The organism is Longimicrobium sp. (assembly GCF_048594345.1).
GTDB lineage: Bacteria > Gemmatimonadota > Gemmatimonadetes > Longimicrobiales > Longimicrobiaceae > Longimicrobium.
In genome coordinates, this window is record NZ_JBMDXM010000063.1 from 1 (window position 1) to 25,316 (window position 25,316).

General features: G+C 69.9%; 21 protein-coding genes, 1 tRNA gene and 1 rRNA gene. 14 read left to right on the forward strand and 9 right to left on the reverse strand.

Going from position 1 to position 25,316, the window contains the following annotated elements:
• Both ACOJUJ_RS07290 and ACOJUJ_RS07295 read left to right on the forward strand, forming a co-directional pair.
• Window positions 1-135: ribosomal RNA gene (locus ACOJUJ_RS07290) — 16S ribosomal RNA — on the forward strand; the annotation flags it as partial.
• Between the two features lie 80 nt (window positions 136-215).
• Window positions 216-289: transfer RNA gene (locus ACOJUJ_RS07295), tRNA-Ile, on the forward strand.
• A 276-nt stretch (window positions 290-565) separates the two neighbouring features.
• Here the strand turns inward: ACOJUJ_RS07295 and ACOJUJ_RS07300 are convergent.
• From ACOJUJ_RS07300 to ACOJUJ_RS07310, 3 genes are all read right to left on the reverse strand, one after another.
• Window positions 566-1,207, reverse strand: coding sequence for a hypothetical protein (locus ACOJUJ_RS07300; protein WP_420126198.1), 642 nt, complete (start codon window positions 1,205-1,207; stop codon window positions 566-568).
• Between the two features lie 94 nt (window positions 1,208-1,301).
• Window positions 1,302-2,195 (reverse strand): caspase family protein, encoded by an 894-nt coding sequence (locus tag ACOJUJ_RS07305; RefSeq protein WP_420126199.1) that lies wholly within the window; start codon window positions 2,193-2,195, stop codon window positions 1,302-1,304.
• Between the two features lie 70 nt (window positions 2,196-2,265).
• A complete protein-coding gene (locus ACOJUJ_RS07310) occupies window positions 2,266-3,102 on the reverse strand; it encodes a hypothetical protein (protein ID WP_420126200.1) in 837 nt (278 codons plus the stop codon).
• A 249-nt stretch (window positions 3,103-3,351) separates the two neighbouring features.
• Here ACOJUJ_RS07310 and ACOJUJ_RS07315 point away from each other — a divergent pair, with 249 nt between their 5' ends.
• Window positions 3,352-4,137 (forward strand): sigma-70 family RNA polymerase sigma factor, encoded by a 786-nt coding sequence (locus ACOJUJ_RS07315; protein WP_420126201.1) that lies wholly within the window; start codon window positions 3,352-3,354, stop codon window positions 4,135-4,137.
• Window positions 4,138-4,207: 70 nt separating this feature from the next.
• On the forward strand, window positions 4,208-5,185 hold the full coding sequence (locus tag ACOJUJ_RS07320; protein ID WP_420126202.1) for a zf-HC2 domain-containing protein: 978 nt from the start codon (window positions 4,208-4,210) through the stop codon (window positions 5,183-5,185).
• A gap of 146 nt (window positions 5,186-5,331) precedes the next feature.
• On the opposite strand, the gene ACOJUJ_RS07325 is transcribed toward ACOJUJ_RS07320, so the two are convergent.
• From ACOJUJ_RS07325 to ACOJUJ_RS07350, 6 genes are all read right to left on the reverse strand, one after another.
• A complete protein-coding gene (locus ACOJUJ_RS07325; protein ID WP_420126203.1) occupies window positions 5,332-8,436 on the reverse strand; it encodes a CHAT domain-containing protein in 3,105 nt (1,034 codons plus the stop codon).
• 236 nt (window positions 8,437-8,672) lie between these two features.
• Window positions 8,673-9,890: a DUF4407 domain-containing protein gene (locus ACOJUJ_RS07330; RefSeq protein ID WP_420126204.1), complete on the reverse strand. Its 1,218-nt coding sequence runs from the start codon at window positions 9,888-9,890 to the stop codon at window positions 8,673-8,675.
• 81 nt (window positions 9,891-9,971) lie between these two features.
• Window positions 9,972-10,931, reverse strand: coding sequence for a DUF4407 domain-containing protein (locus tag ACOJUJ_RS07335; protein WP_420126205.1), 960 nt, complete (start codon window positions 10,929-10,931; stop codon window positions 9,972-9,974).
• Window positions 10,928-12,577 carry a phosphotransferase gene (locus tag ACOJUJ_RS07340; protein WP_420126206.1) on the reverse strand — a complete coding sequence of 550 codons (1,650 nt, stop codon included), beginning with the start codon at window positions 12,575-12,577 and terminating at the stop codon, window positions 10,928-10,930. The genes ACOJUJ_RS07335 and ACOJUJ_RS07340 overlap by 4 nt, the downstream gene beginning before the upstream one ends.
• Window positions 12,547-13,635 carry a protein phosphatase 2C domain-containing protein gene (locus ACOJUJ_RS07345; protein WP_420126207.1) on the reverse strand — a complete coding sequence of 363 codons (1,089 nt, stop codon included), beginning with the start codon at window positions 13,633-13,635 and terminating at the stop codon, window positions 12,547-12,549. Before ACOJUJ_RS07345 ends, ACOJUJ_RS07340 begins: the two co-directional genes overlap by 31 nt.
• Window positions 13,632-14,549, reverse strand: a complete 918-nt coding sequence (locus ACOJUJ_RS07350; protein WP_420126208.1) for a DnaJ domain-containing protein — start codon at window positions 14,547-14,549, stop codon at window positions 13,632-13,634. The genes ACOJUJ_RS07345 and ACOJUJ_RS07350 overlap by 4 nt, the downstream gene beginning before the upstream one ends.
• Before the next feature lie 393 nt (window positions 14,550-14,942).
• Here ACOJUJ_RS07350 and ACOJUJ_RS07355 point away from each other — a divergent pair, with 393 nt between their 5' ends.
• From ACOJUJ_RS07355 to ACOJUJ_RS07400, 10 genes are all read left to right on the forward strand, one after another.
• The gene (locus ACOJUJ_RS07355) at window positions 14,943-15,722 is read left to right on the forward strand and encodes a CHAT domain-containing protein (RefSeq protein ID WP_420126209.1); all 780 of its coding nucleotides are present in this window, start codon (window positions 14,943-14,945) and stop codon (window positions 15,720-15,722) included.
• A 97-nt stretch (window positions 15,723-15,819) separates the two neighbouring features.
• On the forward strand, window positions 15,820-17,001 hold the full coding sequence (locus ACOJUJ_RS07360; RefSeq protein ID WP_420126210.1) for a hypothetical protein: 1,182 nt from the start codon (window positions 15,820-15,822) through the stop codon (window positions 16,999-17,001).
• 43 nt (window positions 17,002-17,044) lie between these two features.
• Window positions 17,045-19,468 (forward strand): hypothetical protein, encoded by a 2,424-nt coding sequence (locus tag ACOJUJ_RS07365; protein WP_420126211.1) that lies wholly within the window; start codon window positions 17,045-17,047, stop codon window positions 19,466-19,468.
• A gap of 331 nt (window positions 19,469-19,799) precedes the next feature.
• Window positions 19,800-20,045: a hypothetical protein gene (locus tag ACOJUJ_RS07370; RefSeq protein ID WP_420126212.1), complete on the forward strand. Its 246-nt coding sequence runs from the start codon at window positions 19,800-19,802 to the stop codon at window positions 20,043-20,045.
• A 274-nt stretch (window positions 20,046-20,319) separates the two neighbouring features.
• Window positions 20,320-20,778: a helix-turn-helix transcriptional regulator gene (locus ACOJUJ_RS07375; RefSeq protein ID WP_420126213.1), complete on the forward strand. Its 459-nt coding sequence runs from the start codon at window positions 20,320-20,322 to the stop codon at window positions 20,776-20,778.
• A gap of 46 nt (window positions 20,779-20,824) precedes the next feature.
• Complete coding sequence (locus tag ACOJUJ_RS07380) at window positions 20,825-21,229, forward strand: VOC family protein (protein WP_420126214.1); 405 nt, start codon at window positions 20,825-20,827, stop codon at window positions 21,227-21,229.
• A gap of 72 nt (window positions 21,230-21,301) precedes the next feature.
• Window positions 21,302-21,673 carry a glyoxalase superfamily protein gene (locus ACOJUJ_RS07385; RefSeq protein WP_420126215.1) on the forward strand — a complete coding sequence of 124 codons (372 nt, stop codon included), beginning with the start codon at window positions 21,302-21,304 and terminating at the stop codon, window positions 21,671-21,673.
• 132 nt (window positions 21,674-21,805) lie between these two features.
• Window positions 21,806-22,003, forward strand: a complete 198-nt coding sequence (locus ACOJUJ_RS07390; protein WP_420126216.1) for a hypothetical protein — start codon at window positions 21,806-21,808, stop codon at window positions 22,001-22,003.
• Window positions 22,004-22,295: 292 nt separating this feature from the next.
• Window positions 22,296-24,686 (forward strand): ATP-binding cassette domain-containing protein, encoded by a 2,391-nt coding sequence (locus tag ACOJUJ_RS07395; protein ID WP_420126217.1) that lies wholly within the window; start codon window positions 22,296-22,298, stop codon window positions 24,684-24,686.
• Between the two features lie 58 nt (window positions 24,687-24,744).
• A complete protein-coding gene (locus ACOJUJ_RS07400; protein ID WP_420126218.1) occupies window positions 24,745-25,098 on the forward strand; it encodes a DUF2200 domain-containing protein in 354 nt (117 codons plus the stop codon).
• The last annotated feature ends 218 nt before the right edge of the window (window positions 25,099-25,316 follow it).

The window sequence follows — 25,316 nt, forward strand, 5'->3', positions numbered from 1 at the left end:
GCCATGGGAGCCGGGAGTGCCCGAAGTCCGTGACCGAACCCGCAAGGGACGGAGCGGCCGAAGGCGAGCTCGGTGACTGGGGCGAAGTCGTAACAAGGTAGCCGTAGGGGAACCTGCGGCTGGATCACCTCCTTTCTGGAGCGACGAGTAGACTCTTCGGAGAAGAAAGTCCTCACAGGTCGAACCACACAGACATCTCCGACACACTGGTTGAAGGGCCTGTAGCTCAGTTGGTTAGAGCGCACGCCTGATAAGCGTGAGGTCGGCCGTTCGAATCGGCCCAGGCCCACTGCCCTGACTTCAAGCCCCTGAGTGCTCACGCGCTCGGGGGCTTGTTGTGTTTGCGGAGCTTTGGCGGTGAACGTTGAGGGGCTGGTTCGGATGAGCGGCAAGAAGACGGTCGTAGGGCGCGTTTGAGGCATGCTGATCGTTTTCGACGGCGCCGTCTGTTGGTCATCGAGTGTGCGCATCGGCGCCAGGCCCGAAGGTGCTCACGCGCTTCGGGGCTCGTCGGTCGAGCCGTGGGCTCATCTTGATTGCCCGTTAGCCCGGAGGCACGTCCGATTCACCGGCGCGGCCCGCCGCACCCTCGTCCCCGGGGGGCAGGCCGGGAGACAAGGGTTTCATCGAGATTCACGCCGCGGCGGATGCGCCGCACCGGCAGAGCGGCCTGGGGAGTCCCCTCCAATTCCAGCCGTACGACCCCGAACTCGAACGCGGTGAGCACGGTGCATCCCATCCCCAGCGCGCTGTAGAAGGCCTGTGCAAACACGGCGGCCGACTCCTCGCCGGCGGCGCAGCGCATGTCGACCGTGTAGTCTATCCCCTCGCTGAGTGCCTCGACGATCCGCATGGTGCCGCAGCCGTTCAGCACCACCACCCGTGCGGAACCCCTGAGGGCGCCCAACAGACTGCCCATCCCATCCGTTTCCACCGCCCGCGGATGTCCGTGCTCATCCGCCAGGTAGAGGGCGTCGTGCGCGTCGCCGGGGCCGGCGATGTGCACAATCCGCGGCTGATGCCGCAGCAGCGCGTCCCGCAGGTCTGCCGCGCACGTGGCCAGGTGCGGCACCAGTTCCAGCGTGTCGGGCGCCGGTCCCGTCCGTACGCCGTGCTCGATCGTCCGCACCACCTTCTCCAGCCGTGCCGCCGCGTCTGCGTGGGCGGGATCCGCGGCAAGGAGCAGCACCTTGATCGTTTCGCGCATAAGGCGTTTCGGTTCGTGAAGGGTCCTCCGCCGCACCTGCGCCGCGGCGGGACCGGAGTGCCGGACCGGGGCGCCCGGTTACGGGCGCGCCGGGTCAGGGCGTCCGCGCGCCGCGGAAGTGCCGCGTTTGGCGCCGGTCCAGGTGGAATGCGGGCTCCAGGGGAAAGGCGGGATCCGGCACCCCCAGCATCAGGATCTGCGGGGTCTGGCGGGCGCGGCACATGACGCGCGCGTGGACTTCCCCGTGCAGGTCGCAGAAGGTGTCCCGGAAGGCGCCGCCCTTCCACACTGCCAGCAGCTGTTCGGAGTACAGGCCGTCGATCGCGGGTTGCTCCTTGCACGATGCGCAGAGCATCAGCACGCTAGCCTGGATTCCGTCCGCGTCGTGCGGCGGTGTCGCGATGCACGACTCCGCCCACCCTCCATCCTGCGCTTCCCCGCGCACGGGGCCCCGAGTTCGGCCGCGCGTGGGGAAGCGCGCCCCGCGCATGACGGAGGGTGGTGCGGGCGCCAGTCCGTTCGCGGGTGCCGGTTCGCACCCGGGTCGAGCCGTGTAGAGATCTCCGGTGCGCCCCGTCCCGCCGCTGAAGCAGCTTTCGACCACCACCAGAATGCGCACCCCGGAGGCGAACAGCCTCCAGAAGCCGGCGAGCTTGTCATCCAGCAGGATGTCATCGTACAGGCACCACGCCTCATCGAAGCCGGTCCGGTCGTCCCGGTCCAGGTCATTCTCACGCGAGCCGTGGCCCGAGAAGGAGATGAAGACGATGTCTCCGGCCGCCGCCGTTTGCGCGGCGCCCGCCAGGGCGTCGTCCACCGCCTGGCGGGTGGCTTCGGCGCCGCGCAGCACGCGGAGCGAGTTGTAGCCGGCCCGGCTGGCCAGGTCCGCCATCCGCCAGGCGGTCGCCTCACTGTGGCGCAACGGCTGGCCCGGGTACCGGGTCTGCGGTTCGTTCACGCCGATGTGGATGGACAGGGCTCGGGGCATGGCTCTCTCCTGTAGGGGGCCGTGCGCCGCCGCGGGGGGCGGCGGCGCGATGAGGGGGTGGGGCGCGGGGTCAGCCGGGTCCCACGCCGGCGACCAGGCAGGTGAGCGGCGTGCCGCCCATCTGCGGGGGGAGGATGGCGCAGGGGTCCGCCAGCGGCGGGCAGTCGGCAAGCGTGCCCCAGTAGCGCGGCAGAACCATGGGCACGGGCCCGCCGAACACGCCGTAGAAGGCGGAGAAGTGCTTGGGGTGATCTCCTGGCATGGGCGCCGGCTGGTGATCCATGGGCATGGGGTCGGGGGGAAGATCCTGGGGGGTCTCGTGAAACACCTCCAGGTTCACCCGTCCGTCCACCGGAAACAGCGTTCCCAGCGCCCGCGACGCGCCCCCGCCGCCGATGGGCGCGGTTTCGAGGATGAGCGAGTCGCCCTGCACGTCGGGAATGTCCCACTGCACCCGGTGGGCGATGGGCCGGAACTCGCCCGGCCGCCATTCCCAGCACACGCCCGGTGAAACCCCGGTGATCTCCCCCGCGCCCAGGGTGACGCGCGACACCAGCTTGCGTTTGGTGTCGGGGCCCAGGTGGTCGGGGTCCACGCCGCGCCCGGTGACGCCGCGCAGATCCACGATGTGGTCGCACAGGTGCAGGTTGGCCCCGTCGCCGTCGGCGATGACGAGCTCGTGCCCGGTCAGCTTCGCCAGCGCCGAGACGCCCATGGCGGCGGCGCCCTGCACCAGGTGCCCGGTGTCGTAGGCCAGCACGGGGACGTGGCGGTCGGCGCCGTGGTGGTGGTGCCCGAACATCCCGGGCATCAGCACGTGCATGCGGCCGGTGGTGCCGCCGGGGGTGGCGGGCTCGGGGACGAACAGGCACAGCCCCGAGAAGGTGATGCGGAGAGTGAAGGCCATGGGCGACTCGTGCGTGAAAGGTGGTGGTTCCATCCCGCCCCGGCGGCAGGGCAGGTCCGCGGCCGGCCGGCTGCGGACCATCTGACGGACGAGCCCCCTGCTTTTCACTTGCCGCCGCCGGACGCTCACATGCGCCTGGAGGCCGGCGCGGCGCATTTTCGCGCCTCCCATGTTGATACGCGTGCCCGGAGCGGATACCTTGGGTGCAGTTCCAGACTTCTTGGTGCGACCCTCCGTCCGCGCTTCCGGATGCTTGACCGGCAGAACTCCGAGGCCCTGTTCCTCAAGCACCTCGGCTGGATCGAAAAGGTCGCCGCGATTGCCTGCAGCAAGGCGGGCGTGTGGGACGCCGAAGCCGAGGATTTTGCGGCGTGGATCAAACTCAGGCTGATGGAGGACGACTACGGGGCGCTGCGCAAGTTCCGCGGAGAGTCCGAGATCAAGACCTACCTGGCCAGCATCGTGGTGCGGCAGTTCCACGAGTACCAGCGGGGGCGGCGGGGGCGATGGCGTCCATCGTCGGTGGCGGAGCGGCTGGGCTCGCCGGCGCGCGAGCTGGAGGCGCTGGTGTACCGCGACGGCTACCGGCTGGAGCAGGCGGGCGAAAAGCTGCGCACGGCGGGAGCGACCGCCCTTTCCGACGCGGAGCTGGCCCGGCTGCTGGCCAGCCTTCCCCAGCGCGCGCCGCTGCGACCGGTAGAGGTGGTGTCGGAGCCACTGCTCTCCGCGGCCGAGGCCAATTCCCGCGCGGACGAGCGCGTGGCCGCCGCCGAGGCGGCGACGCGGCACGGCGAGGTGATGGGCGCGCTGGGCCGCGCCATGGAGCAGCTGGAGCCCGAAGAGCAGGTGATCGTCCGGATGCACTTTGCCGACGGGCACACCCTGGCCGATGTGGCCCGGGCCCTGCGCCTGGAGCAGAAACCCCTGTACCGGCGGGTGGAGCGGCTGCGCACGCGGCTGCGAGGGTACCTGGAGAACGACGGAGTGCGTGGCGCGGACGTGCGCGGCGTGCTCTGGGAGCAGGGGGCGCCATGACCGCACGGGGATCTTCGCGGCGCGTGTCCGTCCAATCGAAATACGGTGCGCCCACGGCGGGAGGTTGCCGGTGAAGGAGCCGAAGAACGACGACGAGCGGCTGTCCGCGCTCCTCGACGGGCGGGTGGACGGGCGCGAGCGCGAAGAGCTGCTGGCGCACCTGGCCGCGTCCGACGACGACTACTACGTCTTCACCGACACCGCGTCGATCCTGCGCGAGCTGGAAGAAGCGGAGGCCGGTGCGGATGAAGCGCCGGAGGATGAGACGGAGCGGGTTTCCCCGGAGGCGGACCCGGAGAAGGGGGTAATCCCCCTGCGCCCCGGGGAGCCCGTGCGGGCACGGCGGCGTGCGGCGGCGTGGACAGGCGTGGCGCTGGCGGCGGTGCTCGCCGGCGTGGTGCTGGTGCCGGCGCTCACCCGGGACCGGGCACCCGCGGCGGGCGGACCCGTCCAGCTGGCCGACCGGCTGGGGCCTGCCACGGGGTTGCCGGAGGGCTGGGCGGGGCGCGCCCTGGGGCGTCCCACGCGTGGCGACGAGACGCCCGCGGCCGCCGTGACGGGGGAGCGCGCCGCCCGCGCGGTGCAGGCGGGGGCGCTGCTGGTGCGGCTGTCGGTGGCGGTGGGGGCCCGCGACGCGGAGGACACGCAACTGCTGGCGGGACAGGTGCACAGCCGCTTCGACGCCCGCGCGGGGGCGGCCGGCTCGTTCCGGCAGATCGGCGAACGCGCGGGTGCCCCGGCCGACTCGCTGCGTCCACTGCTGCAGCAGGGGACGCAGCGGATTTCCGGCCGCATGGAGCGCGACTACCTGCGGCTGGGTGCCTGGGCCGAGGCGGGGAGCCTGGCCGCGCATGCCCGCGACGACGCCTTCTTCCGCGCCGAGGAGGTGCGGACGTTCCTGGAGTCCGCGGAGAAGCTTACCGCGGACAAGCCCGCGGCGGCGGCGGCGGTGGCGCGCATCCGCGGGATCCTGGAGGCGCAGGGCACACGGGACTGGGACGCGCTGCGCGCCGCCTTCGACACGCTGCTGTACGAGGCGGCGAGTTGAAGCGAGCTTTCCGCCCGCGATGATCCCGCTGCTCTACGGGTGGCGATGCGCGGCACGCGGAGGGCGCGGAACGAAGAGCGGACGCGGAAACCCCCTGGTCTCCGCGTCCGCTCTTTGTTTCCGCCGCGTCCCGGCCCGTTGCGCCGTCAGCGTCCCGCGTACCGGAACCCGGCCCACGCGGCGGGGGAGCTCTCGTGGGGATCGGTGGAGTTTCGCAGTTCGAGCTGCGCGCGACGCAGCGCCTCGTCCGAGTCTCCAGACTCCTGGTACTCGCGGTGGAACGCCAGCATCAGCGGCTGCGCGAGACGGTCGTCCACCTGCCACAGGCTCCCCACCACCCCTCCCGCGCCGGCCGCCATCAGCGCGCCTGACAATCCCGCGAACGCGCCCGACCGCCCCTGGCGCGAGCGCAGCGTCCCACACGCGGAGAGCACCACCAGCCGCACTCCGCCCAGCCTCAGCCGGCTCACCGCCTCCGCCGTGAAGCGGCCGGAGGTGTCGGCGCCGGCCAGCAGCAGGAACGAGCGCTCGGGGCGGGTGTCGTCGAACACGGCGTGCCCCGCGTAGTGGATGACGCCGGCGCCCGGGGCCAGCGCGGCAAGCGCCTCGCGGGTGGCGTCGGGGCCCGTCAGACGCCGGCTGTGCGGATAGATCCGCTCCAGCGAGTCCGTCTCCGCCAGCGCGCCCTCCAGGGAGTCCAGCCTGGGGTAGGCGATGCGATCGAACGCGGTGCCCGCCACCAGCAGCGCCAGCCGTCCGGGCGCGTACGCCGGCCGGGGGCGGCGCGCATCAGCCAGGGTGGGAGCAAAGCGCAGCGTGTGATCGTCCAGCAGGTACCGTCCATTGGGCGCGTCCAGCAGCGCGGCGAACGGCACGCTGGCGATCTCTCCGTCGGCCAGGATCACCAGCGGCGTTCCCCGGCTCAGGCGTCCCCGCACCGGGCGGATCAGCACGTCGTACAGGTACGCCAGGTCCGCGTCGGCATGGGCGGCGCGCGCGGGGGTCTCCAGCGCGGCCCCCACGCGATGGATCAACTGCAGGAGCGCGGTCCGGTCGACCACCTGGCGGTGCAGGTGCACGGCGGTGTCGCGCACGGTCCAGGTGAGGACGGTGTCCCCGATGAGCGCATACTCCACCGCCACCTGCCGCAGCGGCGCCCGGGACCGCGTCCCCACCTCCCGGCGGCGCGCGTCCGAGGCGGGAACGAACGAAATGCGCCCCTGCTCCAGCGCCTGCAGCGCTTCCGCGTTGCTCCCCGCGCGGACGTGCAGCATCACCAGCTGATCGAACCGGCTGCGCGCCTGCTCGATGGCCGCGGCGCGCAACTCGGCGGTGCCGGGGAGCTCGCGGATGCGCAAGGTGGCTGCGTCCAGGTCTGCGGCGGCCTGGGGCAGATCGCCCCGGGCAAGGCGCATGTCCGCGCGGCGCATGAGGGCGGGGAGCAGCCAGACGACGTTGTTGTCCGTGAAATACTCGATCGCGGAGTCCAGCGCATCCGTAGAAGCGAGGGTTGCGTTCGCCGGCTCGGCCAGCGCCCGGGAGACATGGAAGACTTCCCCGAACCTCTTGCGCGCGGTTTCGCCCCGCAATCGTTCTACGAGCGGAGCCGCGGCGTTCACGTCCTGCAGGGCGAGATCCGTGTAGCCCGAAGTTGCGCGTAGTCGTGCACGCGCCATCAGCGACTCCACGCGGATGTGCGCACGGCCCGAACGGGCGGCTACCGCGACGCTCTCGTCCTGGATAAGGGCGGCCGCCATTGGCATGCCGTCCTTGAGCGCGGAGCGCGCCAGCACCAGCAGCAGGTTGTGCAGCCACACCGAGCCGCGGTAGGGGCGAAGGACGAGTTGCGCACGACGCATGCTTCCATACGCGGCGAAGGTATCGCTCTGCTCGTAGGCCACCTCGCCGGCCAGATACACCATCGTACCGTAGAATTCTCGCTCGCCCAGGCGCGAAAAGCTGCGCCCCGCGGCTTCGTACCCGGCCCGTGCCTCCGGGAGTTTTCCGTCCCAGAACCGAAGCGTGCTCCGCATCCAGCGGACCCGCGCGGCGAGCGCCGGGTGCCGGAGAGAGTCCGCGGTGGAGAGCACCCGGTTGAAGGTGCTGTTTGCAGCCTGGAGCTCGTTCAGGTAGACCTGCGTGCCGCCATGAAACGCCTGGGCCCATTGCACGAGCGCGGCGGAAGGTGGCCCTGCATCGATGACCGCGGTGAACGAATCCGCCGCCGCCGCATGCTGGTAGTCCGCGTACAGCGCCTGGCCGGCTGCGTACGCCCGGTGCGCGCGCGCCAGTGTGCGGGTGGCTGCCAGGTCGGCGGCCGCGGCGTGGATGGCGCGCACGGCGTCGGCGAGCGTGGCGTCGCCATTGCGCCGCTCCAGCGCCTGGCCCAGGCGCTCCGCCAGCTGCAGCTGAGAGGTGGCGTCCGCCGAGTCGCCGCGCAGCATGGCGGCGCCCCAGGCGCCCAGAACGTGGTCCCATCCCAGCAGCCGCGCCTCCTGCGGATGGCGGTCCGCAAACGCCTGCACCTCCGCCTCGGCGCCGCGCAGCCCGCGCGCGCGCGCCGGGGCCTGGCGCTTCAGCAGCGCGTCCCTGTGGCTCCGGGCCTCGTCGGCCCAGCCGGTGGCGGGGTCGGCGGCCAGGTATGCATCCCAGAATCGAAGGGCGGGATCGTCCAGCGCCAGGTACTCCAGCGCCAGCGCGGCGTTGAACAGCGCCGCGGCATTGTCTGGCTCCTGCTTCTGCGCCTGCAGCGCATACTCCAGCCCCGCGATCAGGTTCTGCGCGGTTTGCGTGCGCTGGGCTCGCACCAGGTACGCGGCGGAAAGGTCCACCAGCAGCGACACGTAACGCGGGGACCATCGCGGGGACAGGTGGAGCGCGCGGGTGAGCCGTTCGATCGCGTCGTCCAGCGAGGGATCCGCCTCGTCCCACCAGATGATCGCCGCCAGCGCCGATGCCCGCAGCGAGTCGGGGTTCGAGCTTTCCGCCGCGATCAGCTCGTCGAGCCCCGCGGGCGCGTCACCGGGCGGTGCGCACGTGTGCCGCGGGATGGCGCCCTCGGGCCTGGCCGGCAGCGGAGTACAGGCGTGGTACGGGGTGGTGATGGAGAGCCGCGGCGCAAAGGTGCGCTCCGGGCGGGATCCCGTAAGCTCGTGCAGCGGGTGCGCGTCGGCCGCGCGCCCCAGCGACGGCCCCATGCCCACCGCGGCAAGCAGCGTCGCGGTGAGCAGAAGAAACGCCAGGCGCTTCATCCGGGCACCGTGGCGGTGCGCGGGATTTGGAAGCGGGGTTGCGGCCGGGGGGTAGCGCGTCCGGTGGATCCGGGATACGGGAGGGGTGGAAACGGTCGCGGCATGATGGATCTGCGGACGGGACTGAACGCGGAGGCGCGGAAAGACAGCGTGAAGAAGGTCGCTTTTCCCTTGCGGGAACACAAGCTTCCCGTTCTTCGCAGCTGCCTTCCACTGTCCGGCCGCGCCGGCCTCCGCTACGGCACCCGCTGCACGTACGCCTCCACGCCGTCCTCGATCTTCTCCATCTCCCGGCGCTTCCACTCGTCCACCAGCCGCTCGGCGAGTTCCGTCTGCGCGTCGGCGATGTGCTGGATCAGCGCCTCGTTGGCGCGGAGTTCGGCGTCCAGGCGCAGCTGGTTCTTCTCCGTGCTAAGGCGAAGCTCGGCGTCCATGGCGAGCTCATCGTCGGAGATACGCCGGTCGGCAAGGGCCTTGAGCTTCTGTTTTCGGACGCGCACCTGCTGCCGCGCTGCCTCCACGATCTCGAACTCGCGCTTTTCCAGCAGTTCGTCGTACGGCCGGAACGGGCTAAGGGTGGAAAGCAGCTTCACCATCACCGGCGCAATCTCCAGCGCAACGAAGAGCATGGTGATGAACAGGCTGGCCCGTTCGATGGTCTTGCTGTTCTTCTTGAGCACGCCAAAGGCTTCCATCCTGTTCAGGAAGCCCAGCGCGCCTTCGCGCACGCTGTCCGTTCGCGCGATCAAGCCGTTCTGCTCGTCCTCCAGGCGCTTGATCTCCGCGTTGTTGCGCGCGAGCACGGAGTCGTTACGCGCCTCCATCTCCGTCATCTGGCGCGTCGCTTCCTCCAGGGCCTTTTCCCGTTCCCGGAACACCGGCCCAGGGCCGGGGATCCCGGTGTCGCCCGTCCCCGCCTTCTCGCGGATCCAGGCTTCCTCCGCCGCCCGGTGCTCCTTTCGTTCGGCATCGACCTCCGTCTTGAGCCGCACGTTTTCGGCGCGAAGCTGGGCAAGGCGGCCGCCGTGGCCACCCTCGATGCGCTTCATGGCGGCGTTGCGCTCGTCGATCTGCATCTGCGCCCACTGGTTGCGGATCTCGGCCTCGAAGAGCTTGAGCTCCAGCGGGCGCGAGATGACCACGGCGAGCAGAAAGGCGATCCCCAGCCGCGGAAGCGCGTAGCCCAGGTCGATCAAGGGATGCTTCTGCTTTCGCATCCCCGAGACGATCACGCGGTCCAGGTTGAAGATCATCACGCCCCACAGCACCCCGAACGCGGCCGCCACCGGGATGGACCGGAACACGGTGAAGAGCGCGTAGCCGCCGGAAAGGCTGGCCAGGACCGCGGTGAGCAGGATGGTGGCCCCGATGCCGGCGTACTTGGACTCGTCGGTAGGGCACGCCTTGAGGATTGTGGTGTTGGCGCCCGAGCAGAAAAGTAGAAAGCGCTTCATGGCTTGGCTCCGAACCTCGTGTTGAGCTCCGCCTTTACGCGCTCGTAAAGGCGGTCGAAAACGCCGATCCCGACATACGCTTCACCCATGGCCGGCGGGCGGGTGCGGCGCGAAGCGGGGCGGCCCCGGCGGCAGACCGGGCGTGGGCTGCGCCGCCGCGTGGGTGGAGAGCAGCTTCACGACCACCGGTGCGGTTTCCAGCGAGATGAACAGAAGGAGGATGGTCAGGCTGGCCTGGTGAATGGTCCTGCTCTTCCTCTTGAGCGCGCCGAAGGCTTCCATCCTGGCCAGCAAACCGGGCGAACCCTGGCGCACCTCGTCCGCCCGGGCAATGAGTTCCTGCTGCTCGCCCTCCAGGCGCTTGATCTCCGCATCGTTGAGCGCAAGCAGCGAGTCGTTGCGCGCCTCCATCTCCGTCATCTGGCGCGTTGCTTCCTGCAGGGCCTTTTCCCGTTCCCGGAATACCGGTCCGGCGCCGGGGATCCCCGTGCCGCCCGTCCCGGTTTTTTCGCGGATCCAGGCTTCCTCCGCCGCGCGGTGCTCGTTGCGTTCGGCATCGACCTCCATCTTCAGGCGGTCGTTCTCGGCGTGGAGCTGGGCCAGGCGGTCGCCGTGGCCGGCCTGGATGCGTGCCATGGCGGCGCTGCGGCCGTCGATCTGCATCCGCATCGACTCGTTGTGGATTTCGGCCTCGAACAGCTTGAGTTCCAGCGGGCGCGAGATGACCACGGCGATCAGAACGGCGATCCCCAGCCGTGGGAGCGCGTACAGCAGGTTGATCAACGGGTGCTTCTGCGTGTGCATTCCCGAGACGATCACGCGGTCCAGGTTGAAGATCACCAGGCCCCACAGCACGCCGAGCACGGTCGCCACCGGGATCGAGCCGAACACGGTGAAGAGCGCGTAGCCGCCGGACAGGCTGGCCAGGACCGCCGTGAGCAGGACGGTGGCCCCGATGCCGGCGTAGCTGGACTCGTCGGCGGGGTACGCCCTGAGGCCCGTGGTGTTGGCGCCCGAGCAGAAGAGTAGAAAGCGCTTCATGGCTTTGCTCCGAACCTCGAGTTGAGCTCCGCCTTCACGCGCTCGCAAAGGCGGTCGAACACGTCACCGATTTTCGGCACCCGTCCCATCCACCCCCACCCGGCGGTGGCGCCCGCCGGTGCCTGCGCCGTGGCGAGGGTCGGCGTCAGGAGCGCGGGCGTGGGCTGCGCCGCCACGTGGACGGACAGGTTCAGCCCCAGCGGGATGCGGATGTCCGGTGCGCCCAGGCGGACAACGGGGCGGGGGAGCGCGATCGCGGGCGCCGCCACGTGCACGTCCCGCAGCACCACCGTGTGCGACAGCTCCGGCGCGGGGACCGTCAGCGTCCGCATCAGCGGCGGGGGGAACACCCGCACCGAAGCCGTCTCCGAGAGTTCCGAGCCCCCGCGCGCCGTGGCGGTGAGCGTCCAGGAGGTGTTCCGCGGCGGGACGACCTCGCACGTCCCCGTCTCGCCCACCTCGCCCACCCCGGTGTCGATGGTGACCCAGCGCGATCCCGTCACACGCCAGGTGAGGCGGACGGCGCTCCCTTCCAGCGTTGCCTCCGGCTCCACGTGGAAGAGGATGATCTCCAGTGGCTCCTGCGCACCCCCCAGTTCCACGATCCACTGGTAGGGCAGGGCGCGCCGCCCGGGCTGCACCGCGCCGCGGTTCAGCGCGTCCGACATCCGCTTGCGCACCCCGGCAGGAAGCTCCCCCAGCATGGCCAGGTACGCGTCGTGGTTGTTCTCCAGCCCGGGCGTGAACAGCGGGTCCCGGGGGGCATACGCCGGCCAGCCCACGCCGGTCACGTACTCGCGGATGTGCTTGCTGCTGGACCGCTGCAGGACGAAGAACGGCCCGCAGAGAAAGAGCAGGTAGTGGATCCCTACCGTGAGCGCCCAGTCGTCGGTGTAGCGGTCCACCCGCACCTCGACGGGGCCGGCGCGATGGCCCAGGATCTGGTCCATGATCTCCGGCGCCACCCACTCGCCGTCCGTCTTCTTGCCGAAGGTGGTGGGCGTCTCGTTGGGATCGGCCGTCACCGCGCCGCTATCGAAGTCGATGAGCGCCGTGTGGCACTCGTCGATGTTGACGAAAAGGTTGGGCGGGTTGATGTCGGCGTGGATGTACGACAGGCTGCGCAGCGCCTGCATTCCGTCCGCCAGCTCGTGCGCCAGCAGCAGCCGGTCTTCGATCGAGAGCTCCGCCACGTACCGGCGCCGCGGCTCCGGGTCCTCGTCGGGGTCCAGCACCTTCGACAGCGGAAGGTATCCCGCGGTGTCCAGCCGGTCCGCGGAGTAGCCGTATACCGCCTTGCTCCCCATCTGCCCCTGAAAGCTGAACTGCGGTAGCGCGCGCAGGGCGGGAAGGGTCTGGATGAGGGGCTTTCCCGACGCCGCCCGGTCCCGGTTCCCGTCCAGGATCTTGCGCTGCAGCTTCTCGATGGTCTCAAAGCCGCGCCGCGCGCTGTCGAAGCCATTGTCCCGAAATACCTTGACAATCTGCGGCGAGGGCGGTGGCGCGCCGTTGACCGCCACCAAGTCGTACACGTCACCAAAGGCGCCGCTGTCGAACACCGGACCCTGCAGCTCCAGCGTCCGCACGCCCCCGTACGCCGGCGCGAACCCCGAACTCAGGCTGCCGGCGACGTCGATGCGGAGCATTCCGCGTTCTCCCGGGCGTAGGGTTGGCCCGCGGCCACAGGCTCATCGGTCACCGGATTCGCGGCGGGCTCCGCGCTGACATCCCCGACCGTCTCCCCTGCCCGCGCGGTGGAGCCGTCGTCAGGCTCCGCGCTCGAGGCCGCGGCCGTCTCCGTTGCTTGCGGGGCGGCGGTGAGGGCGGTGCGTGCCGCCCGCGCCGCGCGTCGGTAGCGCAGCGCGTCCGCGGTTACGATCACGCCTACGGTGGCGTCGTCCTCCAGCATCCCCGCGGCGCGCAGGCGACCCAGGCATGCCTGCAGCGCGTCGTGCAGCGGCAGCCCGGCCTCGCCGTCCCACGCATCGAACAGCTCGCGCAAGGCGTTGAACAGCGCCACCATTGGCGCTTCGGCGCTGATCCACACAGTGCCGCCGGCGTCGGTGCCGTGGGTGACCTGGTCGGCGGAGTAGACGCCGTCGGTGCAGAGCAGCAGGATGTCGCCGAACTCCGGGTCTTTGCGCACGGAGACCACGGCGGGTACCGGCGGGGACGGGTCGGCCGCGTCGACGATGCGGTACAGGATCTCTCGCCCGCCGCGCAGCACGGTGTGCGGGTTGAGCAGGTTCACCGCGCTCCATGGCACCCCGGCGGCAAGGGACTCGTCGAAGTTGCCGCGGATGTGCCAGACGGCGCCGTTGCCGGCGTACGCCGCCACCAGCTCCGCGCCGGCATCCACCCCCACCAGCAGCGTGGTGCCGAACGCCCCCGGTTCCGGCTCGCCCCCGTCGGCCTCTTCGCGCAGGCGCTTTCGCAGCTCCGTGTGCACGTGGATGAACAGCCGGGGCAGCGTGCCGCGCCCAAAGTGCTCCGTCTCGGTTTCCAGCCACGCCGCGGCCTCGCGCGCCACCTCGCGCGCGGCGCGGCCGGCCTGCGTGTAGCTTCCCAGTCCGTCGGCCACCACCACGCCGCGCACCCCGGCGTGCGGCACCCGCACGGCCTCGCACGCGTCCTCGTTGTGCTCCGGGTCATCCCTGGGCGTCACCGTCACGGCGCAGACCAGCGTTTCTCCGGACGCGCTCATTGGATCACGAGGTTGGTTCCGGTCGAGACCGAAGCGATGAAGAACTTGCGGAGGGTTTCCGCGTCGTAGATGGTCTTGAAGCCGGTGGCGGGGGAGGTGGCCAGCGCCTTGAGGTGCTCCTGCGCCCCCGGCTCCACCGCGCCCACCTGGCTGAAGTAGGTGGCGCAGATGGTGATCGACGGGTTCTTCTTGATCTCCTCGGCCAGTCGCAGGCTACCGGAGGGGTCGCCGTCCTCCCCGTCGGACATGACGACGATGACCACGCTGGAGGGGATGTCTTCGGGCGCGGTGTGCAGGAACTCTTCGGCGATGCGCTTCGCCTCGCGAAGGCCGGCGCCGATGTTGGTCCCGCCGCCGTGCATGCGCATGGGGTCGTAATCCGCGTTGTCGTCGATCTCCGCGGCGGGCGTGAGGGGCGTGTGGACGCTGGCTCGCCCGTCGAACGTGACCACGGCGAACGAGAAGTTGCGCTTGTGGCGCGAGACGCTGAACCGGGTGAGCATCTCGCGCACGCCGCCGTTCACGGCCTGCGCCTTGGTGATCTTTCCCTCCGACATCTCGCCCATGCTGCCGCTGCCGTCCAGCACCAGGATGCCCAGCTGGCTGAAGGTCTGCGGCGCCTGCACGACGCCCACATCCATGGTACGCGCTCGTTCCGGCATGTCTCCTCCTGCTGTGGGGTGTGGGGTGGATGAGGGAGCCGCGCCGCAGGCGAGCTCCCGGTCGTACCGGCCGCGGCGGTCCGGGCTGGACAGGATGGCGTAGGCCTCGATCACCGCGCGGAGCTCCGCCTCGGCCCCCGGCCGCACGTCGGGGTGGTACCGCCGCGCCAGCGTGCGATACGCCTTGCGGATCTCGGCGCCGGTCGCTTGCCGGCTCACCTGCAGCGTGTCGTAATGGGTGGGCCCCGGCATGGCTCCGTCGCGGGTGGGGTGCGGGGCCCGCCGGCCCCTGCGGCGCCGTCGCTATCCACGGTCGCCCGGCTCCCGCCGGTGCCGCGTCCTGCTCCGCCGCTTCCGTCCCCCCAATCGTCGGACGCGCCTCCCGGTTTTCTCCGCGTCCCCTTCGGTCCTCCGTCCAGGCCGGCAGAAACGGCTGTCCCGACGCCACCGCGCCGGGACAGCCGTATCTCCGTGTCCCCTGTGCGCGATCCCGCCGGATCGCTCTCCGCCCCGTGCCGCGCGGGGTCGGTCGGATGCGCGGTGCGAAAACGGGGTCCCTGATCCGACTAAGGTGCCGTAGCGCTCACGTGGGCACCGGGCGCGGTGCCCACTTCGGAGACGAAACCCCTCGAATCGAGATCATTCATGTCCGGTACGATCAAGGTGCTGCTGATGGCCGCCGACCCAGGCGAAGGCGTGGCGGGACTGCGCCTCGACCGCGAGATCCGCGGCGCGCTCGAAGCCATCCGGGCGGGGCGCGGCGTGAACGAGCTGGAGATCGCCACGGAGCTGGCCGTGCGCGCGGACGACCTGGGCACCGCACTCCTTCGGCACGATCCGCAGATTGTCCACTTTGCCGGCCATGGGGACGGGGGGTACGGCATCATCATGGACGACGAAGAGCGGGTCCCCGCGGATGAGCTGGCGGCGCTCTTCACCGCCCATTCACAGCTGCGCGTGGTCGTGCTGAACGCCTGCGATACGCTTCCCGTGGCGCAGGTGCTGGGCGAGGTGGTGGACTACGTGGTGGCCATGGAGGCGGTGATGGACGACGACGCCGCCATCCACTTTTCCGGCGCTTTCTACGCCGCGCTCGCATTCGGCCGCGCTGTCCCCGTCGCGTTCGAGCACGCACGCAGCGCCACCCGCGGCCGCTTCGGCGAGCGCCGGGCCATCCCGCACCTGCTCGTGCGCGCGGGCGCCGACGCGCGCCCGCTGGAGGGAACGGCCGCGCCGGAGGAACCGCGAAGCTCCGCCGATCCCGACCGGCAGGTAACCCGGGTCGAGGACATCGAAGCCGCCGTCGCCGCGGACATCGTCAACGAAGCGGAAGGCGGGGGTGGGGCTCCCATCTCACAGGAGAACCACGTGAGCCGATCGAAATTCCAGGGCCCGCTGAAGATCGGGAACCGCCTGACCAGGTAGCCGCACGTCCCATCGCCATCATCCGCCGTTCGCGTTACGCGCGGCGGCGGACCCGCGGCGGACCCAACCGCCAGGAACGCGTCAACCGGAGATTTCGATGAGCAACCTTACACTGGACGAGAAGCTGATTCGCGAGCACAAGGCGGAGCCGCTGGAGGGGCACACGGTGGTGGTGCTGGAGCGCGTGGGCGAATCGGGGGAGAAGTTCCACTCCCTGCTGGAGCCTGGCGCAGACCGTCCCCGGCAGGGCCTGATCTCGTACCTGATGGGCAAGCCCAACGTCTACTTCGCCTATGCGGTCGATGCCACCAAGGGCCGCTCGCTCATCTTTACGGAGCACGTGGAGATGGCGGAGCGGGCACACGGCTTCGACCTGCAGTTCAGCCTGTGGTACCGCGTGTCCGATCCGCAGCTGCTGGTGGCCACCCGCAGCAGCGACCCGCTGGAGCGGGTGCGGCGCAAGGTGGCGGAGGTGATCACCGAAGAGGTGGCCGAGCTTCCCTGGACGGACGTGTGGCACGCGTTCCGGGCGTCCAGCGACGCCGTAGTGTCCGCCACCATGACCGAGATCCGCAACTTCTCGCGCGAGTACGGCATCTCCATTACCTCGCTGCGTCTGCGGCCCACATTCTCGGCCGACGCCACCGATCCGGACCGCGAGATCCACGCGGCGCGCGAGAAGGGACGGGTGGCGCGCGAGCGCATGCGGGTCGCCCGTGACCTGCAGAACGAGAGAAGCAGCCTTTCTCGGGAAAACGCGGAGCGCGACGAGGCCGACCGCGGCTACGCGGCGCACCGCAAGCTGCAGGACACCGTCGTCAACGCCACCACGGAAACGCTGGGCCGGCTGATCACCGGAGCCGGGAGCGTGAGCGAGCTGCGTGACGTGCAGGTTGCGCTGGGCGGCGTGCAGGGCGGCGCCGGTCTTTGGGGTTCCGGCGCCCACAACGGAACGGGGATGCTGGGCAACGGCCACGCCCAACCGCAGGGGGCGATCACCGCCGGGGGCGGCGGCCTGCCCGCCGTGCTTTCGGACCTGGTCACGCTCACCCAGCAGCTCGACACCGAGGGCCGGCGCAGGCGCGTGCGCGGCATCCTTCTGCACCTGGTGGCCACCGTGGTCGCCGACGACTCCACGCACGTGTCCAACGAGCAGGCGGACTACGCCATCCGGGCGCGCGCGGAGATCGATACGGCCACGCACCTGCCCGTGGACCGGCTGGAGGCGCTGCAGAGCCTCGCCGACCCGCAGCTCCTGCGCGATCGGCTGTACCCCTGATCCCCGGCTTTCCAGCCTCCACACGTAGACACGGTACACACTCATGTCTTTCGATTCGCTCGCGGATGCCGCCGATGCATCCGTCGCCACCGCCACGCCGCCGACGCCATCGACGCCATCGACGCCATCGACGCCAACGGCCGGTTCCGACGGCTCCACGGCGACGCAAGGGAATACCCTGTCGGGGATCGAGGCGGCCGGCGACGTCAGCGTCGAGAACTCCATCTTCAACGGCGACGTCTACCACATCATGGAGGCGCAGCGCCGCACGCTGGTGCGGCAGTTTTCCTTCTCCGACGGGCGCGTGGTCACCGAGACGGAGGAGCGGTGGGCGGTGGAGTACTTCGCCGGGATGGAGGGCGAGGCCGCCACCCTGGTGCGGCACCTGGAGGAGCAGCGCGTGCTGCTGCTCACCGCCGAGCCCGGCGCCCGCAAGGTGACGGCGGCCACGCACCTTGCCCTTCAGCTTCGCCAGCGCGGGCTGTGCTCGCAGCGGCCGATGGTGATTGACGCGGTGGACAGGCACGTGCGCGTGGACGTGCGCCGCCTGCCCCTGAAGCACGACCAGCTAAAAGACCGTGTGGTCATTTTTCGACACGCCCTGTCGCGCGGAAACCCCGACATGACGGAGGCGTTCGCCAGGACCGACTCTCCGGGGTGGTCGCAGCTGGCCGACTGGCTCCGCGAGCGCAACGCGTACCTGGTGTTCACCGCCACCCCCACCGAAACCGAGCAGTTTCGCGACGTGCGGGCGCTGCACGGCGTGCGGCGTCCGCTGCCGCCCCACACCCCGCAGGTGCGGGCGGCGCGGCTTCACGGACACCTCGACGCGCTGGGGGAGCGCGCCCCCGCGGCCGCGGAATCGCTGCAGGCGCTTCGCGGGCTGAGCGAGGGGCTGGTGGGGCGCTTCGATTTTGCCCCGCAGCTGGCGGACTTCGTGGACTTCTACGTAGACCTGGGTCAGCCTGCCCTGGGGCTGGACGAGGCACTGGCGCTGTTCCAGGACGCTGACAAGCGCCTGCTGCACGACCTGGACGACGACTTCGAGGGGTGGTCGTTCGGTTTTGCGCTGGCGCTGGCGCAGTGCACGCCTGAGGCGGGGGGCGTGGCGTGGGTGGACTTTGACCGGCTGTACCGCCACCTGCGCCGGTGGCTGCGCCGCGACCTGCAGATTGCCGGCGGCACGGCCCCGGACGAGGTCGCCGAGCCCAGCGAGGTGAGGCTGCAGCTGTCCGACGACTCGCTGCTTACCCGCAGCCGCGCCCGCGTGCGGAAGGATCCCGCCACCCTGGCCGACAGGGTCCAGTTCTGCGACGGACGTCCGCCCCAGGCGTTCTGGGGCATTCTTCTGGACCGCCACCGCCGGGTGCTCACCGCCATCATCCCTCGGCTGCGCGAACTGGCCGAGCGGCCGGACCAGGACGGTCCCAGCATGAGCGTGCTGGCCGCTCAGATCATCGGCCGCATCGGCGAGATCGACTACGAGCGCGTGGTGGTGCCCATGATGGAGCGCTGGGCCACGCTGGCGAACGGGCGGCACCGCGGCCTGATTGGCGCGATGCTCGAAGGCGTGCTGGGAAGCGGCGACGCCCGCTACCGCGCCCGCTGCCTGCAGTACCTGCGCTCCATGCACGCAAGCGGCACGGGCGCGCGCGGAAACGCCCGGCTGGAGTCCGCGATCGCCGCGTACTCGTGGGTGGGCTACTACGATTTCGCGCTGGCCATGCGCGAGCTGTACGGCATCGTCCGCGCGCAGCTGGTGCCCATGATCGAGGACGCCGCGCGCATGTCGCGTCTGGCCGCGCGCATTCAGCGCGACATCGAGCGCGCGGCCGGCGACGGCGACGACGACGTGGTGCGCGCGGCCAGGGAGGTGCTGCGCGATCTGGTGGACCGAATCTACGCGGGGCGCGGAGGCGTTTTCCTGGGCGTGCAGTTCGCCCTTGTCTCGCTGTGCGGAACGCACGGCGTCGCGCCCGTTCTGCGGGAGCTGCGCGAGTGGATCGCCAGGGGCGGGGCCAGCACCGGGGTGCTGGTGGCGCTGATGTTCATGCACGAGAGCGGCATCGCCAACCAGTTGCGCGATGAGCGCACGGAGTTCCCCCGCGGTGAGGGGCTGCCCCCCGTCTCCTGCGGCCAGTTTGTCCGGGCGCTGGCCAATGGCGATGAGGACGTGCGCCAGGCCGTCCGCTTTCTGGGTGACCTGTACGACAGCGTAACGTGGCCGTGGGCCGCGGAGACGCTGGTGCGCCGGCACTTTCGCGAACGGTTGCAGGCGCACCTGCTGGAATGGGTGCGGGAGGCGCTTGCCATCCCCGAGCTGGCGGCACCCATCCGCACTTTGGTGGAGCAACTGGCCCGCACGCACGAGGGCAAGATGCGCGAGATGATCTCCCAGGTGGTCAACGGCGGCGAGTTCCGGCGCAAGCCTGAGATGAAGGCGTTCGCGGCGTCGCTGCACCTCTGAGCGGCGGCCACGGCGAGGGTCCGGCGGCGACCCGCGAAAGGGGCGGGGCGCTGCCGATATTCCATCCGACGCTGAGCAGGAGCACGGTCGGAACGCGAACTTTCCAGGGCGGCAGACCGGCCAAGGTGCGCGGCCGAGTGGCCGGTTCCCCGTGCGGCTTGGGCAAGCGGGTGCCGAAACCTGTGCATCTTTCCATCTTTCTCCGGCACGGATTCCGATGAGAGTCTTGTATTTTCGGTCTATAAGCGCGTCTTTCAGGGTGTCTCGCTCCAGATGAACGCCGTGAGGCCTATCTCGCTGCGCTCCCGCATCCTTCACCGAAAGGACACCCATGCAGAACTCCCGGAAGCTCCGCCTGGCGCTGGAAGACATCCGCGTCGAGACGTTCAAGACCACCGACGGCGACAAGGCGGACAGCGGCACCGTGCGCGCCCACCAGTACGGCAGCGACTGCAGCGAGTGCAGTGGCATCGCCGCTAGCTGCTACTGCCCCTCGGGCGGCGACGAGTACCCCTACAACACGTGCGCCGGCAGCTGCATCATCTTCCAGGGCGAGATCATGGTGATCCCCTGCTGAGTTCAGCGGCTGGCCGTGCGCGGAGAAGGGCGCTGCAACGCGAACGTTGCAGCGCCTTTTCATGTGGCGGCGAATCTCTGGACCGCGATGATCGGTCATCCCCGGCCAACACCCGTGTCGTAGAGTAGTGGCGGCGCATCTCAACGCGGTGGATCCTCCCGGACGTTGCTTGACTCGCCTATGCGCTTTCCGTAGTCTTCCCTCCAGACCGAATCCCGGCCGAAAGGCGTTTGATTTCCTGCCCGGGTACCGCGCTGAAGCACACCGTGGACAGATGAGCATCGACCTGGACGAGCTGCGGCGGCTGCGCCGGGCCCGCGACCGGATGGACCGCGAGTACTCGCAGCCGCTCGACGTGCCGGCGCTCGCCCGCACGGCGCTGATGTCGCCGGCGCACTTCAGCCGCCGCTTTCGCGCGGTGTACTCCGAGACGCCGTACTCCTACCTGATGACCCGGCGCATCGAGCGGGCAAAGGCGCTGCTGCGCAACGGCGACCGCAGCGTGACGGAAGTCTGCTTCGCGGTCGGCTGCACCAGCCTGGGCTCCTTCTCCGCCAGGTTCACTGAGCTCGTCGGCGAGACGCCCTCCATGTACCGCGCCCGCGACCACGACGAGCTGCGTGTGATGCCCACCTGCCAGACCATGGTGCTGACCCGGCCGCGCAAGCGCCGGGATCCGGAGCCCGCGAAAGAGAGCAGTTTTGGAGAAGCAATCGCCGCGGCACCCGCGTAGGTTCACGTCGTGACCGATTCACTCCACCGCCTACAAGCGAGGTGCCATGTCCGTCTCACTCAGTACCGTGCACGTCCTCGTCGACGACCCTGACGCCGCCCTCGGCTTTTACCGCGACATCCTGGGTCTGACGGTGCGCGACGACGTCGCCCACGGCGGCTTTCGCTGGATCACCCTGGTCCCCGCCAACCAGCCCGAGATCAAGATCGTGCTGTCGCAGCCGCACGCCGGGCGCTCGCAGGAGGACGGCGACGCCATCGCCGCGCTGCTGGCCAAGGGTGAGCTGGGCTCGGTCTTTCTGCGCTCGGACGATCTGGACGGGACCTTCGCCCGGATCGCCACCGCGCCCGGCGTGGAGGTGCTGGAAGAGCCCGCCAACCGCTTCTGGGGCGCCCGCGACGCCGCCGTGCGCGATCCCGCCGGCAACCTCGTCCGCATCGAACAGGCGTAGAGGCGGATCGAACGCCGCTGGACCGGGCCCGGCGGCGCGGTCCAGCGGCGGAACGCGGATCAAGGGGATCGTATGGCGGAGAACGGGCCAGGCCAGACGGCTCACCGGTGGTATGCGCGCCCGGTCTTCTTTGTCGCCGACGTGAACCGCGCGGCCCGGTTTTACGTCGACATGCTCGGCTTCGAGAAGGGCTGGCATGAAGCCGATGGTGCAGGAACCGTCTGCCAGGTCAATCACGGAGAGTGCGAGATCATCCTCTGTGAGGACGCCACGCGCAGCGACAAAGGGCGCCTGTTCATCGAGCTGACAGCGGAAGGGCTCGCGGACCTTCGCCGGGAGCTCGCGGGACGCGCCGTTCCCACCCGCGAAACGTGGTGGGGCTACGACGCGCTGCAGGTGGACGACCCGGACGGCAACGAGCTGCTCTTTCCGACGCCCGACTGATCTGGTGGCCCGGACAGCTGCCGGCGGATTCGGCAGGACGCCAAACGGGTGGATGCGGGTTGCGGGGGACGGGATTCTGCGGTTATGCTGGCGGAAACCGTTCCACGTCTGCCATTCACCTTGGAGGAGCCGATGACCCGCAAGCTCACGCTGCACCTGGACGCGCTTACCGTGCAATCGTACACCACCGGCGCCGGCGAGGCGATCCCCGGCGGCACCGTTCGCGCGCACGAGGCGCTGGCGCCGTGCACGATCGGGTACCCGCTGAGCTGCCCCGGCACGTACCACACCTGCGCCTCGTTCGACCGCACCTGCCGCGCGGAAGCCTGACGGCAACTCGCGGGAGGCGTCGTGGGTCGGGGGAGGGCCGGGATCGATCCCGACCCGCATCTCCGCACCGCCTGCCGAGGACGGCTCGGAGGCCCTGTATCGCAAGCCGGTGCAGGGCCTTCGCCTGTCCAGGGCCGGCGGCGGAATCCGAGATCGGCCCGGCATGTCGATCGGATACACGCCCAAACGTCGCCTGTTTGAGCGGCGGGCCGTCCGCTCCCGATGCTGACCGCCCCCGCGGGCCAAACGCCCGCGGGGATCTTCATCAACCCGTGCAGACCCGATCGCGAACATGGCCTCCAGCCTTCACCCCGCGGACACCCACGACCTGATTCGCGTGCACGGCGCGCGTGAGAACAACCTCAAGAACGTGAGCGTCGAGATCCCGAAGCGCCGGCTGACGGTGTTCACCGGGGTTTCCGGCTCGGGAAAGAGCTCGCTGGTGTTCGGGACGATCGCCGCGGAATCGCAGCGGATGATCAACGAGACGTACAGCGCCTTTGTGCAGGGCTTCATGACTACCCTGGCGCGGCCGGAGGTCGATCTGCTGGACGGGCTGACGACGGCGATCATCGTGGACCAGGAGCGGATGGGCGCCAACCCGCGCTCCACCGTAGGCACGGCGACCGACGCGAACGCCATGCTCCGCATCCTGTTCAGCCGTTTGGGGCAGCCCCACATCGGCCCGCCCAACGCGTTTTCCTTCAACGTCCCGTCGGTGCGGGCCACGGGCGCAATCACGGTGGAGCGTGGCGCCGGCAAGAACAAGCCCGAGAAGGTGACCTTCAACCGGCTGGGCGGGATGTGTCCCCGCTGCGAAGGGATGGGCTCGATCAACGACATCGACCTGTCCGCGCTGTACGATGACGCAAAGTCGCTCAACGAGGGCGCGCTGACGATCCCCGGCTACAGCATGGAAGGGTGGTACGGCCGCATCTTCCGCGGCTGCGGCTTCTTCGATCCCGACAAGCCGATCCGGGAGTTCGGCAAGAAGGAACTGCACGACCTGCTGCACAAGGAAGCGACGAAGATCAAGATCGACGGAATCAACCTGACGTACCTGGGACTGATCCCGCAGATCCAGAAGTCGTACCTGTCCAAGGACGTGGAGTCGATGCAGCCGCACATCCGCGCGTTCGTGGAGCGGGCGGTGACGTTCACCACCTGCCCCGAATGCGGCGGCACCCGGCTTAGCCAGGAGGCGCGGTCGTCGAAGATCAACGGAAAGAACATCGCCGACGCCTGCGCCATGCAGATCAGCGACCTGGCCGAATGGGTGCGCGGCCTGCGCGAGCCGTCGGTGGCGCCGCTGCTGGCCGGGCTGCAGCACCTGCTGGACTCGTTCGCGGAGATCGGCCTGGGCTACCTTTCGCTCGACCGGCCCACGGGCACGCTGTCGGGCGGCGAGTCGCAGCGGACCAAGATGATCCGCCACCTGGGCTCGTCGCTCACGGACGTGACGTACGTCTTCGACGAGCCCACGATCGGCCTGCACCCGCACGACATCCAGCGGATGAACGACCTGCTGCTGCGGCTGCGGGACAAGGGAAACACGGTGCTGGTGGTGGAGCACAAGCCGCAGACCATCGCCATCGCCGACCATGTCGTCGACCTGGGCCCCGGCGCCGGCACGGGCGGCGGCACCGTCTGCTACGAGGGGAGTGTCGAGGGGCTGCGGACCAGCGGCACCATCACCGGCCGGCACCTGGACGACCGGGCGTCGCTCAAGCCGTCGGTGCGCAAAGCGTCCGGCGCGCTGCAGGTGCGCGGCGCCGGCAGCCACAACCTGCAGGACGTGGACGTCGACATCCCGCTGGGCGTGCTGGTGGTGCTGACCGGGGTGGCGGGATCGGGAAAGAGTTCGCTCATCCACGGCTCGGTGGCGGGGCGCGACGGCGTGGTGGCGGTGGACCAGTCCCCAATCCGCGGCTCGCGGCGCAGCAACCCGGCCACGTACACGGACCTGCTGGAGCCGATCCGCAAGGCGTTCGCCAAGGCCAACGGGGTAAAGCCGGCGCTGTTCAGCCCCAACTCCGAGGGCACGTGTCCCACCTGCAACGGCGCGGGCGTCATCTACACCGACCTGGGGATGATGGCCGGCGTTTCCACGGTCTGCGAGGACTGCGAGGGGAAGCGGTTCCAGGCGTCGGTGCTGGAGTACACGCTGGGCGGCAGGGACATCAGCCAGGTGCTGGCGATGCCGGTGACGGAGGCGGCGGAGTTCTTTGGCGACGGCGCGGCGAAGGTCCCGGCGGCGCACGCGATCCTCTCCCGGCTGGCGGACGTGGGGCTCGGCTACCTTTCGCTGGGCCAGCCGCTCACCACGCTCTCCGGCGGCGAGCGGCAGCGGCTCAAGCTGGCCACGCACATGGGCGAGAAGGGCGGGATCTACGTGCTGGACGAGCCCACCAGCGGCCTGCACCTGGCGGACGTCGAGAACCTGCTGGGGCTGCTGGACCGGCTGGTGGAGGCCGGCAAGTCGGTGATCGTCATCGAGCACCACCCGGCGGTGATGGCGCACGCCGACTGGATTATCGACCTGGGCCCCGGCGCCGGCCACGACGGCGGCCGCATCGTTTTCGAAGGCACCCCCGCGGACCTGGCGGCGGCGAAGTCGACGCTGACCGGCATGCACCTGGCGGCGTACGTGGGCGGCGGTGCGGAGGCGGTTGCAGCCCGCTGAATGGGCGGATGAATGTCGCGAGAGTGCTGGAAAGATTCACTCACAACGTGGGCGCGTGATGGCCAAACACCGGATCTTTACGACGAGTGTCGCGAGCGTCTATCCGCATTACATCACAAAGGCGGAGAAGAAAGGACGTACGAAAGCGGAGGTCGATGAAATCTTCCGCTGGCTGACCGGGTACACCCAGGAGGCGCTGGAAGCGCACCTGGGTAATCGCACGGACTTCCAAACCTTCTTCGCGGACGCTCCGGGGATGAACCCCGCGCGGGCTCTGATCAAAGGCGTGGTCTGCGGCGTCCGGGTGGAAGACATCGAGGAACCGACCATGCGGGAAATCCGCTATCTCGACAAGCTGATCGACGAGCTGGCGAAGGGCAAAGCGATGGGGAAGATTCTGCGGACCCCGTAGCTGCGTGCAGGCCGGACCTTCAGGCGGCGAGTGCTGAACGTACTCGGTGAAGACGCGGATCGGGACACACCTGGTAACACCATTTCTCGCAGTTCGTTGTGCAATCAGAGGAACGACGGAAAAGCATCACGCGGAGGCGCGGAGGAACTGATGAGGCGCGGAGGCATTTTGGGCGTTCCCTCTCCGCGCCTCTTCTGTTTTCTCCGCGCCTCCGCGTG

Bases quoted from the DNA above. Each gene is read 5' to 3' on its own strand.
- ACOJUJ_RS07365 (WP_420126211.1), top strand. From the start codon at position 17,045: ATGTCTTTCGATTCGCTCGCGGATGCCGCCGATGCATCCGTCGCCACC.
- ACOJUJ_RS07400 (WP_420126218.1), top strand. From the start codon at position 24,745: ATGGCCAAACACCGGATCTTTACGACGAGTGTCGCGAGCGTCTATCCG.
- ACOJUJ_RS07355 (WP_420126209.1), top strand. From the start codon at position 14,943: ATGTCCGGTACGATCAAGGTGCTGCTGATGGCCGCCGACCCAGGCGAA.
- ACOJUJ_RS07390 (WP_420126216.1), top strand. From the start codon at position 21,806: ATGACCCGCAAGCTCACGCTGCACCTGGACGCGCTTACCGTGCAATCG.
- ACOJUJ_RS07310 (WP_420126200.1), bottom strand. From the start codon at position 3,102: ATGGCCTTCACTCTCCGCATCACCTTCTCGGGGCTGTGCCTGTTCGTC.
- ACOJUJ_RS07350 (WP_420126208.1), bottom strand. From the start codon at position 14,549: ATGCCGGGGCCCACCCATTACGACACGCTGCAGGTGAGCCGGCAAGCG.
- ACOJUJ_RS07335 (WP_420126205.1), bottom strand. From the start codon at position 10,931: ATGAAGCGCTTTCTACTCTTCTGCTCGGGCGCCAACACCACGGGCCTC.
- ACOJUJ_RS07370 (WP_420126212.1), top strand. From the start codon at position 19,800: ATGCAGAACTCCCGGAAGCTCCGCCTGGCGCTGGAAGACATCCGCGTC.
- ACOJUJ_RS07330 (WP_420126204.1), bottom strand. From the start codon at position 9,890: ATGAAGCGCTTTCTACTTTTCTGCTCGGGCGCCAACACCACAATCCTC.
- ACOJUJ_RS07375 (WP_420126213.1), top strand. From the start codon at position 20,320: ATGAGCATCGACCTGGACGAGCTGCGGCGGCTGCGCCGGGCCCGCGAC.
- ACOJUJ_RS07300 (WP_420126198.1), bottom strand. From the start codon at position 1,207: ATGCGCGAAACGATCAAGGTGCTGCTCCTTGCCGCGGATCCCGCCCAC.
- ACOJUJ_RS07345 (WP_420126207.1), bottom strand. From the start codon at position 13,635: ATGAGCGCGTCCGGAGAAACGCTGGTCTGCGCCGTGACGGTGACGCCC.
- ACOJUJ_RS07385 (WP_420126215.1), top strand. From the start codon at position 21,302: ATGGCGGAGAACGGGCCAGGCCAGACGGCTCACCGGTGGTATGCGCGC.
- ACOJUJ_RS07360 (WP_420126210.1), top strand. From the start codon at position 15,820: ATGAGCAACCTTACACTGGACGAGAAGCTGATTCGCGAGCACAAGGCG.
- ACOJUJ_RS07395 (WP_420126217.1), top strand. From the start codon at position 22,296: ATGGCCTCCAGCCTTCACCCCGCGGACACCCACGACCTGATTCGCGTG.
- ACOJUJ_RS07325 (WP_420126203.1), bottom strand. From the start codon at position 8,436: ATGAAGCGCCTGGCGTTTCTTCTGCTCACCGCGACGCTGCTTGCCGCG.
- ACOJUJ_RS07315 (WP_420126201.1), top strand. From the start codon at position 3,352: ATGCTTGACCGGCAGAACTCCGAGGCCCTGTTCCTCAAGCACCTCGGC.
- ACOJUJ_RS07380 (WP_420126214.1), top strand. From the start codon at position 20,825: ATGTCCGTCTCACTCAGTACCGTGCACGTCCTCGTCGACGACCCTGAC.
- ACOJUJ_RS07305 (WP_420126199.1), bottom strand. From the start codon at position 2,195: ATGCCCCGAGCCCTGTCCATCCACATCGGCGTGAACGAACCGCAGACC.
- ACOJUJ_RS07340 (WP_420126206.1), bottom strand. From the start codon at position 12,577: ATGCTCCGCATCGACGTCGCCGGCAGCCTGAGTTCGGGGTTCGCGCCG.